The sequence below is a fragment of the Bacillus sp. 7_6_55CFAA_CT2 genome, from assembly GCF_000238655.1.
GTDB lineage: Bacteria > Bacillota > Bacilli > Bacillales > Bacillaceae_G > Bacillus_A > Bacillus_A cereus.
Genome location: NZ_JH414717.1, coordinates 17,142 through 31,377, shown reverse-complemented (window position 1 = coordinate 31,377; position 14,236 = coordinate 17,142). Strand labels below are relative to the sequence as shown.

Sequence of the window (14,236 nt, the reverse complement as noted above, 5' to 3'; positions counted from 1 at the left end):
CTAAGCGATATACCCAAACCTATAATAAAATATAATGCGTAATATTACCCCGAATGCATATACCACATCAGGGGAGCGAAATTCAAAATCAGACATCAAACCATGCGACACTCTATTACGCAAATTACAGCCACCTTTATGAACAAATAAATATTTCAGATCTTTAACTGTATCAAAGCCGAAAATTTCTTCTAGCTTTTTATATAGTAATAATTGATTTAAATTTTTCTCTTCTTGCACAGTATCATCGCCTAAATTAGTAACGATTTCTCCATTTTGTTCTAGTAAAAAGCGGATTGAATTTTCAAATTGAGGAATTAAAATAGATAAACTTGTAGCATAATCTCCATTCAATCCTGCACGTAATCCTTTCGCAACTATTAATTCTCTCCCCTCGGGAATAAAGGGATTGTCACTCGTTATCAAAAGTAGTTCTTGTATCCTTAAAAAATGACAATTGTGAAGCAATTCTATAACATGACGAATATGTAAAGCTGCACGTTCATATTGAATTCTATACCTTTGTATCAGATACTCTGGAAATTCTAAATCATTTTGAGAAATGTGTACTGTTTTACACTCTCCATTAAGAATTTGCTTTGGCATAATTTCAAACATACTTAAAAACTTTGGTGCATCCTCATTTAAAATTTTTTCATATGGCAGAGACTTAGCCAAATACCCAATATAACCGAGAATTTCCATTGGATTTTTTTCCAACAAGATGTGCTTCTATCTCTTCTATTTCTAGAGTTATGTCAATCCCTGGTAACTCGATATACGAAAATTGTCCTGGTAGCTTTTTTTGTAGCTCTGCTTTTTCAAGAGTCCATCGTTTAACTGTTTCTTCATTCCCATTTACCTTACGCAAATTTAAGATTGCTGAATTATACTTTTCAACAACATTAAAATATTGTATTTCTTCATCCTCAAGTTCCTTCAAAGCTAATTTATAGAAACATAAAGCTTTATTCTCCACACATTTATTTGCTTGATCGTTCTGTCTTAATTTACGATTCCATTTTGCACAAAGCTCCCACCAGGAAATCGCTGTTTCAAACTCTTTATTTTCCTCTAATACTCTAGCTATACCAAAAGCAATCCTTGGATATCCTTCGTCTTTTATAAATCTATATTTACAAGTTAAGTCTAATATTTTGTATATGAAAATCTCAATGGATTTTTCTAGCGGTCTTTCAATATTATAATTTTCAATTATTGTATTAATCTTTTCAATTATACTTTTTGTTCTTGGATCATCATTTCCTTTTTTCCCTGACCTTCCAAACAATTGAAAACTCCGGTCTAAAATATCCTTAGTTAAAGCGAACATATTCTTGGAAAAGGAATCATCAATCAATTTCATTAAACTTGAAAATAACGAGTCTTGAACTGAATAATCTTTACTAAGGGTAAAATATACATCTAGTACTCTACATTGCATAAAAGAGGATTCAAAAGTTTTCTCAGTGACTATAGCTTTTAATACCTCTACCATTTCTTCGGTGAAATCATCTAAATCTATAGAAATATTTTTACCGTTATTTAACATAAGACGATTTTTATACGGTTTTTGGGGATTATCCAAATCTAAAGCAAGTGCAAATACACTTCTTAATACTTGTATTTCTTTATATCCTGCATTTTTTTCATCGCTAGTTTCTAAAATCCCTTCCAATCCCCTACAAATAGCTGAATCTAGCTCTCCATAGGTAACATCTAGGTCTATAGCATTAATTTCATCCCATAAATTTCTCGCCATAGCATTACACCCCTTATATGATAATTCTCTTCTATTTTATTTTATACAAATCCGAATGAATAACTTTTACATTTATGTTGAACTTTTTAAGCACTACTTTTACTACATCTACAAACCAAGGTTCTGCATCGGGAGATACATATACACGCTCAATTAAATCAGTGATACTTACTTGAATATACTTTCCTTTCTCAACTGGATTTTCAACATATTCTTCATGATGAGGTGTTAATGCATATACCAATCTCACCTCTTGTTCATGTTTAAAAGAAATTCTCTTTGTGAAAAATGGCTCAAGATAACTTTCAACTAAATTCTTTTGTTTAGTGTGATCTATGTAATTTACTTCCCCAATAAAAATATCTTCCTTGCACACATTTAGACTTTGTTTAAGTCTATCAAAAGTAGTTTGAATCGCTATTCCTTCATTACTTTTCAAATACAAATCCCACATAGCCGCTGATTCATACTCATTTGAATGCCAACAATTTACAAATACATTTTTTCTGTTTTTTTTCGTCCCGTTCCATCACACTATTTGCTACTTTTTCTGCGTTTTCTAATTGAGCGTGAATAAATCTTTCACTGCATCCAGCTTCCGAAAACATCGCTTCTATATCTTCACGTGCATTTTGCACTCCATAATTGAATAGCACACCTTCAAATACATCTTTAAATTTATCGGATCTACGAAGATAAATTGATTCAGTAGATATTAAACTTACTAGCTGACTAAAATCCATATAGCGCCATAGCTTAGCATCACCCTTTATATCCGAATTAACTCCAACGATTTCCTTAAACAAAAATATACACCCTTTCTTATCACTCTTACTTTATCTTGTTTCTTCTATTATATAAAACATCAATCTTCTATTATATTTTTGGGGAATAGTACATTCATTGCTTCAACCGTTAAAATCCAATCTCCCCTTTGTTTCCCTTCTGGTTTATAGTATTTCATTTTCCCCTCTTCAATTAATCTATCTACCATTCCCTCCTTTTTAGCTCTTCCCAATTTCATTCGCAGCGCATCTTGTGTTATTCCCCAACGATCACACGCTTCTCTTGGTGTCATAATTTCTTCTAGCATAAATAACATCCACATCACCTCTAGTTACCTATAAATAACGCACTCTTCTACTATACGTTACTTGTAAGTAACGAGCAATTAAAAATAAAGAACCTTTTTAAAAAGGTTCTTTATTTTCGATGTACCACTATATTAATCTTTGAATATCCACATTAAAATTCTCACCGCTATGTCAGTAATTCGTATCCCCCTATCAAACTTGCGATCTCTTTTTTCTTCCAAACTAGTTTTCTCTTTTTGTTCTTTCGCTTTTCCTTCGATGTGGCTTTTTTTACGCTTTTCTTTCTTCATAAATCACACACCCTCTTTCTATATATTTAAATTCCCTACTTTCCTATATATTTAATTCCCCATTGCGAATAATATCAGGTGTCAAAAAAATTATCAGACACTGTGTCGTTTATCAGACAAGATGTCGTTTATAATGATTGTGTGTATTATGATTCTTAGTTTTTAGAAAATATAAAATCATTTTTAAAAGCAGAATTTTTCACACGATAGATTACATCAAAAATTAACTACAACTATCCTGAAAGGTACACTTTAAAGTCCAGTATTAATACATACAAAATCAACGTTCATAAAAGCCTTCAATCCATAATAGTGAACGTCCTTTTTTATAACAGGAATTAACGAACGTAAAATGGTATAATTAATGAAAAAGAGAGTAATAGGAGTAAGAATATAATGAGTATTAAGAAATTTGGTTATGTTCGTGTAAGTACCAAAGACCAAAATGAGGGAAGACAAATTGAAGATATTAAAAAACATGTAGAAAGTGAACGTGATATTTTTATAGATAAAAAAAGTGGCAAAGATTATAACAGAGATCAGTATCAATTAGTAAAAAGGATGTTGAGAGAAGGCGATATTTTATATATCCATTCTTTAGATCGGTTTGGAAGAAATAAAGAAGCAATTTTAAAAGAATGGAAAGAAATCACACAGGATATTAAGGCGCATATTATTGTATTGGATATGCCATTGCTAGATACAACGAAATATAAAGATAGTCTCGGTAATTTAATTACTGATTTAGTACTACAAATATTGTCCTGGCTTGCAGAAGAAGAGCGAACAAAAAACAAAGTACGCCAAAGACAAGGAATTGAATTGGCAAAAAAAGAAGGTAGACCGTTAGGGAGAAAACCAAAAGATATTCCAGAAGAATTTTATGAAGCATACCGTTTGTGGAAAGCTTGTAATATTACAGCGGTACAAGCTATGCAGATGTGTAACATGAAAAAAACTCATTTTTACAAAGTTGTTAAGGAATACGAGGGGCAATTTAAAAAATAATAGAGGGGATAATATTCATGCAAAGAAACCAGGATATAATACAAGGCTTCTCTTCTTATTTATTAAGTAAGGGAAGGAAGCCCTCAACAATTAAGCGATATATATATGATGTAGAAAGTTTCATTCAATGGCTGCATCGATCAAAAAAATTCAGTGAAAGTAATACTTTTGAATGTCTTCATAAAAAAGATTTTGAAGCCTTTTTCAAATACTTAAAAGAAGATCGGCAGTACTCTGACAAAACTGTACACCGTATATATATTGTATTAAATAGGTTGTACGAATACTTAGATTTACCAAGCCCCATTGAAGGAGTTATTCAAATAGATCCACCTGATCGGGCATTACGTAAAGAAGATTTTGTTTCATTCCATGAGGAAAGGCGCTTAAAAGAAGTCATTTCTTCTCTAGAAGGCCTTACAGAAAAACAACTATCAACACGCCCAATGATATTAGAAAGAAACGTTTCTATCGTTACATTACTCCTGGACTATGGACTATCCTTAAAAGAACTTGTTTCTTTGCAAATGGTACATGTTCATTTTGAAAATAACACTTTATCGATTCCTGAAGACTCAAAAGTAAATAGAACCATTCATTTGAAGGAAGAAGATAAATTACACTTATACAGTTACTATAAAACTATCCCTGAACCTGTACGTCCTAAATATCACAGCAATGACCCACTATTTATTGCTTTTGATTTTACACGTGGGACTTATCATTGGAGTTATGATAATGATGCACCAAAGTTTCTAACTGAAATATCAATACAAAAAATGATTCGTTTAGAAGTGAAACGTGCTAATCTCCGAAAGGGAATTTCTTCTCAACATTTTCGAAACACTTATATTTTAAGAAGAATTCAAGAGAACAGCACACCTGAACAAATCATGCAGCTAATAGGATTCAAATCTAATTTATCCTTAAAAAGATATTACGATTACTATAAACGAAGCGAGTCAATTACAGACTCACACTCTCCCCTTAATATATAAATTTTACACATCTACAAAAAATCATTAAATTTAATGAAAACAGAGGTTTATTAATGAAGAAAAATGAGGAATCATATTATATCCATCAATACACTTTATTAGATGGAACGAATAAATCTATCAAGATTGAATCCTGGCGCTCATTAAAAGATGAAATGCTAGTCCTGGGCATAACAGACCGTGACATTTTTCAAATTCAAATGATAAAAATAGAACCAAATAAATAGTAATATAGCGCTATACCAAACTAGATACTTTAAAGGAGAACATCAATAATGAACCCATTAAAAGATAAAAGACTAACATATTGGCTAGTGAAATTAGGAGAAATGTATTACGCTGGTGGCTTATTAAGGAAGAAAGAAGATGAATCCACTTTCAGTTATGAATTTGTTAACGATAAAACACATGCATTTCCTTTCTTAGAGAAACATGGCGCTATGAGGATAGCTGAAAAATGTGGTGGAATTGTTGAAGATCATACTGCTACCGGTGAAGAATTAACATTATTAGAAGACAAAAACGAAAAATATATAAATAGCGAACCCAAAGCACGATTAGAGCAAGAATTAAACGCCAGGGAAGAAATGAAAAAAGCTGAAGATATAAAGACATTGGAATATGAACTCGAACAATTAAGTCATTCTAATAATTAACTTATATACTAAATAAACAGGTAAAAACATAGCGCTATGTTTTTACCTGTTTATTTAAAACTATTATATATTTCCATCTAAATAGCCATTTTTTAACTCTGCTCTACCATTTTCTTAATTTTGACTATCTCATATGTATCTAGTCCATTTACCAATTTCGAATCAAATATAACTTTGTAACGTTTCCCATTTGTAAAAACAAAGCACTCAACATTTTCACCTGTCCATTTATTCAGCAAATCCTTTGATCTATCGTTCCTTAACTCCATATCATAACTTTGTTTACCTACATTTAATTCGTTTTCTACTAACTTTTCAGCAATTTCTATATTTCTATTTTTTTGCTTGTTCTCTATTTCGATTGCAGGTGCGCAAAATCCATACCAAATAATCAACACTGCCATCACCACAAAAATTAACATGTAGAATGTGGCTTCATTCCCATACTTTTGAGAGCTATTTCTCGATAATCTACTCAATCTTCATTTCTCCTTTCACTAAATATTTACCAGGAACTGTTGCCATAACTTGAACTACTCTTATAACCATAAATTAATATAGAATAAAATTTAAATATGTAATTTCAAATTACTAACCTTATCTTTAAAATACCTAGATAAATAATAACACTCTTATAATAAAATTCAGTTAAACAATACTATCAAAAGATCAGTAAATTTATTAAACAAGTACTGCAAAGTAAACAATAGCACCATAAATAAACTAGGAAGAAAAACAACATACCAACTATCAATAAGTCTACCTTTATCTTCATTCATAATTTTAACCACCTATATTCAAAATGTTTTACAATAACTATTTTGTACTTGTTTTATCCTCAATTTTTTATGTCCACACATCAATAAACAAAGCAAAAAACATAACCGCAAAAACCAAAGCTATAACTACATACGCAAAAAGAATCCTCATATCATCTCTATCCATATCGCCAATTGACCACCCTTGTATACATTTTATTGAAACAATTGCATTTGCACGTGATTCTCGTTTATTTCTAAGAATATATTTGCTCTTTCCAACCCCTCATCCAACTCTTTTTTTAAACTAGGTTCTTCAAATAATACCTTTCTAGGACTTATCCAAGCTTTATAAGAGTTTTCTCCTATCGCTTTAAGATATAACCACCTCTCTACATGTGATTCTCTAGCATAGTTACTCAAGACCTCATACGTGATCCCATTAAGCTCAAATTGTCTTCCTATGTAAAAAAATTCTTGAATCATATATTGGTTATACTTTTTATACCAATCATTCTCCACTGCATTTTTAAGTGCTTCTCTAGATGTAAGAATCATATTATCAAAATGATATTGTGTACTCATTTCCCCACTCCTTTGATTTAAATACTATAGCCCATTTTCACCTAATACGAGCTATAGTATCGACTCGACATTTATATATATTGTTTAATCTAAAAGACCGTGTTCTATCGCACAGTTATCACAAACTTCATTGTTATATGCACCTTCCATAAACCCTACTCCACAATACTCACATGCATATAGTTCTTCATATTCAGCTTCATATTCTTCCACGTTAATTCCTCCTTGATGTGCATTTGTGTAAATGTGGACATTTACACAAATGCACATGTTCACAAATCCGTATTCCTTAGTGCTATTATACAATGCTTAAACTGTCATTTCAATGATTAATTTACACATGTGGACATTTACACAATTACACATGTTCACAAAATATGGGTTAAATAAAAAAGACTTCATTAAAATAAAGTCTTTTATTTTAGTAGTAACCATATATTTCTGTATCGCTAAAATTAACTAGCTGTCACTGTCGAGGTAATATCATAAGTATCAATTACTATCCCTTTTTCTTGAGAATATTCCATAATCATATTGCTGATTTCTTCACTAGGAAGACCGTTGTATTTTCCTTTTGCTTGTACCAATTTTAACTTCTTACCATTATCCACTTCCAAACAGTGTGTTACAGTATTCGTTTCCTTATCTTCCATCAATACAATAAACAATTCTTTTTTAATAGCATATGAAGAATATGAACCTACACATATCCCTAACTTAGATCCTACATCTACTAATTCATGATTACTCTTTGCTAGTTTAAAATGATGTGTTGGCGTATCAAACTGTAGTTTTTCTTTTTCGGTTTCTGTATATTCTATACTAATACATTTATTTTGGATCTTCTTATAGTCCTTTGCTAAAGTATCGTGGAAAGATTTTAATGTTTGGAATGGTGGTAACTGATAGCCTGGAATCTCTTTACAAAGTTCCTTTTCCATCTTCTCAATATCCCTAATGTAAGAAAAAATATCAATCATTCCATACGGATCATTCCTATCCACTTTTATTAACTGAAGTAAATCCTTAGCATATTTCTTCTCATTTGCAAAATGCTTTTTGACACTTAAAAAGGCTGATACATATCTCTTTTTAAATAAATCGTCTATAATAGCTTCACTAAAATATTCCGCATCTCCTGAATCACTTAAATACTTCCTTTTTAGTAAATCAGCTAAAAAATAATGTCTAACATCTACATTTTCAAATAAAACCGCTGCCATTCTATACATAAAAATCAAATTAGGGTTTTCTAATAAAATTTTTCGTTCTATCTTTGTAATTCTCTTATCGGTAAGCCATTCCAAAACTGCTATTTGCTTAGTAGGAATCGTTAACAGCTCTTCTCGTTTCCCTCTAGCTTTCTTTAATTCTTGTCGGAATTTTATATTTAGAGTTAATTCCAAAGGTAACATGCCTAATTGTGGATACCTTAAATAGAATGGAAACTGACGAATCCCTGAAACTTTATCCAAATCAAACCAAGAGGGAAGTAAACTTTCCCTAAACTCCTTCCAAACTGAATCTTGTTCTATATACTCTAAATGCGACCATATCAAACTCCATTTTCTAGGAATACATCCATATGTTATATTTGCTATTTTATTATTTTTGGGATTACTTGCTTTTCTTACTAAATAAGTTTGTTTCGTAATTTTATTATGAGTTACATTATATCTGTACAGTACGGACATTTTACGCATCTTACGTTTATTAAAATTAAATTTTAAAATATGATGATGAAAGGCGCAGCTAAAAACCACTTTCTCTTCGTAGTCAAAAACCTTACTATACACTTTTGTAATATATGTATCTGATTTATGTAATTTTATAATTCTTTTTTTACATAGTGGACAGGAATATCTATGTCTGCCTGATTGTACTTCAACTGCTTCTGATATTTCATTACAGTTGGAACAGAAGACCATCATTTTCAATTCGCAGTTTTCAATATCAGCAGTTTTCCAACGAAAACTACTTTTAAAAGGGTTTGCATGAATAATATTACTACACATTTTTTTGTACCTCCTATATACAAAAAAGGACTCCATAAGTAGTTATGAAGTCCTTTTTTAAATAATTGCTATAGCGCTATGTTAATTAACCAAAAAGCTTGTTGCTAAAAAATACAAATACATTATATGAAATATGAGCTAACATAGGGACTTTCAAATCCTTTGTCTTTTCGTAACTCCATGCATATAAACAACCATTTACAAAGTAAGGGAAGAAAAACCAGTCAAAATGAACTGCTGCAAAGATACCGTTAGCAATAATAATTGCTGTTGTTCGATTGATCCGTTCTATCAATCTTTCTAATCCAAGTGGCAAAATCTTTCTAAATAAGAATTCCTCTATCACAGGAGCAACCAATACAGGTATCAATACATATAAGAGATTAATTTCTATCTTTTGATTTACATTCGCCACATTTCCAGTTCCGATTGATAGACTCGCCTTTATGTATGAAAAAAGCAAACTGGACAAAATCGCTAGTCCAGTTGCTATTAACACCCATTTACCTTTTTGTAGCATTGCTTGTATATTCAATTCTTTTCTCCCCTTACTGTCAATGGTACTTATTTTATTGACTGAAATAATTTAATTCAGTAAAATTATCTATGTTCAGTAGAACAATACGAAAAAATGCGCCAACTTTTATAATTGGTGGTGATCGTATTGCTTAAATTTTCCTTTAAGAAAAGTGAAGATAATATAGAATTAGCTTTTTCTTGTGATTTTGAGAAAGTTATTTCCTTAATTATCGGAACATCTACTTTAGTAGATACTATCCTTCGTTCACTTTAAACGTAAAAAACCTGCAACTGCTGTTGCTAGGTTTTTTATTAGTACTAACCTACTTATTTCTTATTGTCTTTATATTAAATTGAATTGTAAATAACTTCATATAATCGCATTGCTTCTCGTATTGATTTTGCTTGAAACAAACTATATTGTTCCACGTCATGGTTTTTAAAATAATTTGGAGTCACCTGATTATTTGCATCAATTAACATATCTACATAGTGACTCTCAGAGTCTTTAAAACAATAAACCCTTTTGCTTTCAATAGCTGCTATTTCAATTAAGTACCATTTCGAAAGATTGAAGCTCTCTTCTTTAAAACATTCTATGACATGTTTTAAATCATGGTTTGCGCTCTCTATATTTACTCTTATATCACCGTTTTCAATGCTTTTTAAGTTAAAATTTACAAACATGCTAACCCTCATTTCCATCATTGTATTTTTGAATGAGTAAAGAACTTTTTTATTTCTTGTTATTTGCTGCAAATTCAAGATCCAGTCTCCCCGATGCTGTAAGTTTCAGATGACCATCGAACTCTTTCCCTGATTTGCCTTTCATCTTCTTAATTAATCCTGTTTTCTTTCCTTCTAATAATTTCTTTGCATTTGCTTCTGAAATTTTCTTAGTTAAATATTCTCCTGGAATTGAGAATTTACACCCATCTTTATAACCGCTGCACCCATAGAAAGTTTTACGATTTACAACTTCCTTCCCACATTTCGGGCATTTACCAATCGTATCTTTTGATTTCATTTCTTGAATTTTATTATCTATTTCCAGACCAGCAATGGACTTTGTAGCCCCTTCAATTAGATCCTTTGCAAACTTACTAGTTTGACTAACAAACACATCCTTAGAACCTTGTTTTTTACCGATTTTTCGCAAATACCCTTCCCACTTCGCTGTCATTTCAGGTTTTGCTAATAACGTCCCCTGAACAGATTGGCAAATTATTTCTCCCTTCGGTGTAACATTTACCTTATTACGCTTCACTTCTATATAGCCTTGATTTTTTAGCGTTTCTATAATACCGGCACGAGTTGCTTCCGTACCCAATCCTTCTACTTCTTTAAGGATATCTTTGCTTTCCTCATCTTCTACTGAAGAACCACACGTTTTCATCATAGTAATCAATTGACCCTCTGTATATGGTTTAGGTGGCGTAGTCACACCTTCTTTTGATTTTACTAATCCCTGGACAAATTCCCCTTGTTTTACTACAGGTAACATGGATGCTTTTTCTTGATCGTCCTCTTCCTCAATTTTATCCGTCACATATAACTCTTTCCATCCTAAGGACTTTTCCGCCTTTCCTTTTGTGGTGAATAACAGACCGTTCAAATCACTTGTTATAACTGTCTCTTCATACATATAAGGAGAATGGAACATGCTTAATACACTTTTTAAAACTTCCATATATAAATTCCTCTGTATATCCGTCAATTTTGCGATCGTTTCTTTTGAAGGTACATTTTTAGTTAATACAATTGCATAGTGTTCCTGGACTTTTTTATTATCGACATAGCGCTTGTTTGCAGTTAATGAATGTGGTTGAAAATTTACACCTACAATGGATTGATAACCGTTCAAATTATTCTTTAGATACTCAAATTCACCCTCTGTAATGTAATTACAGTCTGTACGAGGATATGTTACTAATTTCGCTTCATATAGCTCCTGAATCCCTTTTAAAACGCCAGCTGGTGAATACTTATATTTTTTGTTGGCCAAAGCTTGTATAGAAGAAAGAGAGAATAATTTGGGTGCTTCTTGTTGTTTTGGTTTTACTTCTACAGATTTAATCATGCCTTGTTGATTGTTATTTTCAGAAAGACTATGTTGCTGCAGCAAGCTAATTAATTCTCCTTTAGTGGCAAATCTCTCTTTATAACGCCCCATGTATACACCGTTTGGAGAAGTAAATTGTGCTTCTAATTCAAAGAAAGGCGTTGGCTTAAAGTTTTTGATTTCCTGTTGTCGCTTATTTATTAAGCATAATGCTGGCGTTTGGCATCGTCCCACACTGTAGACCCCTTGAACGCCTTTTTTACGTAAAAGGAGCGTATATAACCTACTAGCATTCATCCCAACAATCCAGTCACTAAGTTGACGAGCTTGCGCTTCCTCAAACATACTTTCAAAATCTTCTCCTGGTTTTAAGTTTTGGAAACCTTTTTTATTTCATCTACTTCTAAGCTATTGATCCATAAGCGTTTTATCTTTTTATGTGTACATCCAGCTTCCTGGATTATCAACCTTGCAATTGCTTCCCCTTCCCTGTCGATATCTGTCGAAATTTGTATTATTTCTGCTTCCTTCATTAATTTCTTTATGATATTAAATTGCTTTTTCTTATCAGATGACACTTTATATTCATAACGTGAAGGTAAGATTGGTAGTTGTGATAAATCCCACTTTTCCCATTCTTTTTTGTAATCCTGAGGAGATTTCAATTCTACTAAATGCCCATAAGCCCAAGTGATATTTCCTCCGCTTGGTAATAAAGTACATGGTGGAACATAAAAATGACCTTCTTTCTTTTCAACTTTCGGGAATGCTTCAGCATATGCTTTCGCTTGATTCGGTTTCTCTGCTAGGATTAATACTGACATGTTTTTACTTCCTCTCATTAACTAAAATTTTATATAAAAAAAGGAGCAGCATTGATTATGCTACTCCTTGAAAATATCGGGAATATGTGAACATGTGTATTCGTGTATATTTACACATGTTCACATTTGGTGTAAAAATAATATAGCGCTATGCACTCCTTTTACACTAATAACTCTTAATTTACTTTTCCGTTAATAAATATATTTTTTTATCGCTTCTTCTATTGTTTCAGCAACTTTTTCTTCTGAGTAATCTAAATAGGCTGGTATTACTTCACCGATATTTAATACCATTAAATCAAACCTTTTCCCCATACTTTTGTTATAAAAACAATGAGAATAATAAATAGGGATTTCATACAACGTCCAGCCCTTTATATTAAAGCCTATCTCGTGTATATAAGTAATACAGTTGTGAAAACGAATCAGTGAGTCATCTTCACGATTTTTTTTTATTGCAATAAACTCCACTTTCAAGATCTTCAAAATGAAAAATATATTCTTCTATTTTTGTCTTTATATAGATATTCAAGCTATTTGCTAGTAATTCTTTTGCAATTTGTAACTTCTCCATTTAAATCGCCACCTTTAGATTTTGTATATAAAAAAGGAGCAGCATTGATTATGCTACTCCTTGAAAACATCGTGAACATGTGTAAATGTGTATTCGTGTACATTTACACATGTTCACATAACGATTAAAATTATAACATAGCGCTATGTTATAATTTTATCTCTCACGCCCCATTTGGCGCATATATGCTAATCTTCTTTGTCTCTCCTGATCCTTCTGCACATTCTCTACTTTGGAATCATTGCTATCTTTTTCTTTCTCGTTTTCTACTTTAAATTCTTTTTTTATCCCTAATTCTTCATGGTAATTTTGAAGAGTACTAAATTTAAATAATGCATCCCTTGATATACGACCAGACTTTTCTGCTTTTTTATATCCTTCCAGGTACTTATCAAGTTTTTTTTGTATCTCATCTATATTTTCATTAATTTTTTTCTTTTGTGACTCAGGTATTTTAATTGTTTTTTCATCCAGGATTTTTAAATAAGATTCTTCTTTAATAATTAAAGTCTTAGTTAAATCTAAACACGCTTCAGGTCTAGTACTAGAAGGGATTGGAATTGTTCCTCTTGCAGCTACCCGACCATTATTGGGTGTTTTTGAGCGGAAGGGAATACATGCATTTTGATCATCAATCTTCACAATGACCCCAACATATAATCTTCTTTCTTCTTTATTGATAAGGAATTCTTTCAAATCTTCATGATCTGTAAAATAAGTATCTCTTATTTGGACATAATCCCCTGTTTTCATCATTCTCTCCCCTTAAACGCAAAAAAGACACTTACTAATTTGTAAGTGTCTTCGCATACATCATTATCGGTTTTTTATTTAGCCGAGCGTACCCCGAAAAACTGCTCCTATCAAGTATCGGTTTTTTTATTTAGCCGAGCGTACTCCGAAAAACTAGCTCCTATCTTTCTTAATTAAATTATACATAATACATGAAAACAATTCAATATTTTAAGCTTGTTTTTTATTAAAAACCCCAACCATTATCCATTTCATCTTTCTCTACTCACTTGGTGTAAATAAGCAGCCTTTCTTCCTAGTTCTTGCTGTTTAAAAACAACGTTTACATTCATCATTCC

16 protein-coding genes and 3 pseudogenes are annotated in these 14,236 nt (G+C 31.6%); 4 read left to right on the top strand and 15 right to left on the bottom strand.

Annotation, left to right across the window (positions count from 1 at the left end; translation table 11 throughout):
- From HMPREF1014_RS27730 to HMPREF1014_RS31810, 6 genes are all read right to left on the bottom strand, one after another.
- A complete protein-coding gene (locus HMPREF1014_RS27730; RefSeq protein WP_009327700.1) occupies positions 1-705 on the bottom strand; it encodes a DUF4209 domain-containing protein in 705 nt (234 codons plus the stop codon).
- Complete coding sequence (locus HMPREF1014_RS27725; protein WP_000113526.1) at positions 671-1,762, bottom strand: DUF7380 domain-containing protein; 1,092 nt, start codon at positions 1,760-1,762, stop codon at positions 671-673. The genes HMPREF1014_RS27730 and HMPREF1014_RS27725 overlap by 35 nt, the downstream gene beginning before the upstream one ends.
- Positions 1,763-1,793: 31 nt before the next feature.
- Positions 1,794-2,201 carry a DUF2971 domain-containing protein gene (locus HMPREF1014_RS32395; protein WP_255344407.1) on the bottom strand — a complete coding sequence of 136 codons (408 nt, stop codon included), beginning with the start codon at positions 2,199-2,201 and terminating at the stop codon, positions 1,794-1,796.
- 31 nt (positions 2,202-2,232) lie between these two features.
- On the bottom strand, positions 2,233-2,568 hold the full coding sequence (locus HMPREF1014_RS32390) for a hypothetical protein (protein WP_009327698.1): 336 nt from the start codon (positions 2,566-2,568) through the stop codon (positions 2,233-2,235).
- Between the two features lie 59 nt (positions 2,569-2,627).
- Positions 2,628-2,864, bottom strand: a complete 237-nt coding sequence (locus HMPREF1014_RS27715) for a helix-turn-helix domain-containing protein (RefSeq protein ID WP_000898265.1) — start codon at positions 2,862-2,864, stop codon at positions 2,628-2,630.
- Between the two features lie 123 nt (positions 2,865-2,987).
- Positions 2,988-3,146, bottom strand: a complete 159-nt coding sequence (locus HMPREF1014_RS31810; RefSeq protein ID WP_000711808.1) for a hypothetical protein — start codon at positions 3,144-3,146, stop codon at positions 2,988-2,990.
- A 396-nt stretch (positions 3,147-3,542) separates the two neighbouring features.
- Between HMPREF1014_RS31810 and HMPREF1014_RS27710 the strand changes: the two genes are divergently transcribed.
- The 4 genes from HMPREF1014_RS27710 to HMPREF1014_RS27700 are packed head-to-tail and all read left to right on the top strand — an operon-like array spanning position 3,543 to position 5,808.
- Positions 3,543-4,154, top strand: a complete 612-nt coding sequence (locus HMPREF1014_RS27710; protein WP_000023349.1) for a recombinase family protein — start codon at positions 3,543-3,545, stop codon at positions 4,152-4,154.
- A gap of 17 nt (positions 4,155-4,171) precedes the next feature.
- Entirely contained in the window at positions 4,172-5,152 is a 981-nt protein-coding gene (locus tag HMPREF1014_RS27705; protein WP_001189508.1) for a tyrosine-type recombinase/integrase, read from the top strand.
- Positions 5,153-5,205: 53 nt separating this feature from the next.
- Positions 5,206-5,379: a hypothetical protein gene (locus tag HMPREF1014_RS31805; RefSeq protein ID WP_000739174.1), complete on the top strand. Its 174-nt coding sequence runs from the start codon at positions 5,206-5,208 to the stop codon at positions 5,377-5,379.
- 48 nt (positions 5,380-5,427) lie between these two features.
- Positions 5,428-5,808 carry a hypothetical protein gene (locus HMPREF1014_RS27700; RefSeq protein WP_001068696.1) on the top strand — a complete coding sequence of 127 codons (381 nt, stop codon included), beginning with the start codon at positions 5,428-5,430 and terminating at the stop codon, positions 5,806-5,808.
- Positions 5,809-5,900: 92 nt separating this feature from the next.
- On the opposite strand, the gene HMPREF1014_RS27695 is transcribed toward HMPREF1014_RS27700, so the two are convergent.
- The 9 genes and pseudogenes from HMPREF1014_RS27695 to HMPREF1014_RS27660 form a co-directional block, all read right to left on the bottom strand.
- Entirely contained in the window at positions 5,901-6,287 is a 387-nt protein-coding gene (locus HMPREF1014_RS27695; RefSeq protein ID WP_000088931.1) for a hypothetical protein, read from the bottom strand.
- 495 nt (positions 6,288-6,782) lie between these two features.
- Positions 6,783-7,151 (bottom strand): hypothetical protein, encoded by a 369-nt coding sequence (locus HMPREF1014_RS27690; RefSeq protein WP_000107413.1) that lies wholly within the window; start codon positions 7,149-7,151, stop codon positions 6,783-6,785.
- An 84-nt stretch (positions 7,152-7,235) separates the two neighbouring features.
- Entirely contained in the window at positions 7,236-7,364 is a 129-nt protein-coding gene (locus HMPREF1014_RS32385; RefSeq protein WP_000393362.1) for a hypothetical protein, read from the bottom strand.
- 242 nt (positions 7,365-7,606) lie between these two features.
- A complete protein-coding gene (locus HMPREF1014_RS27685; protein ID WP_000337187.1) occupies positions 7,607-9,166 on the bottom strand; it encodes a PcfJ domain-containing protein in 1,560 nt (519 codons plus the stop codon).
- A gap of 81 nt (positions 9,167-9,247) precedes the next feature.
- A pseudogene (locus HMPREF1014_RS27680) lies at positions 9,248-9,701 on the bottom strand (CPBP family intramembrane glutamic endopeptidase).
- A gap of 332 nt (positions 9,702-10,033) precedes the next feature.
- A complete protein-coding gene (locus HMPREF1014_RS27675) occupies positions 10,034-10,372 on the bottom strand; it encodes a hypothetical protein (protein WP_009327695.1) in 339 nt (112 codons plus the stop codon).
- Positions 10,373-10,421: 49 nt separating this feature from the next.
- Positions 10,422-12,571 (bottom strand): annotated as a pseudogene (locus tag HMPREF1014_RS27670) (type IA DNA topoisomerase).
- 192 nt (positions 12,572-12,763) lie between these two features.
- Positions 12,764-13,145 (bottom strand): annotated as a pseudogene (locus tag HMPREF1014_RS27665) (hypothetical protein).
- A 156-nt stretch (positions 13,146-13,301) separates the two neighbouring features.
- Positions 13,302-13,898, bottom strand: a complete 597-nt coding sequence (locus tag HMPREF1014_RS27660) for a type III toxin-antitoxin system ToxN/AbiQ family toxin (RefSeq protein ID WP_000847745.1) — start codon at positions 13,896-13,898, stop codon at positions 13,302-13,304.
- Between the last annotated feature and the right edge of the window lie 338 nt (positions 13,899-14,236).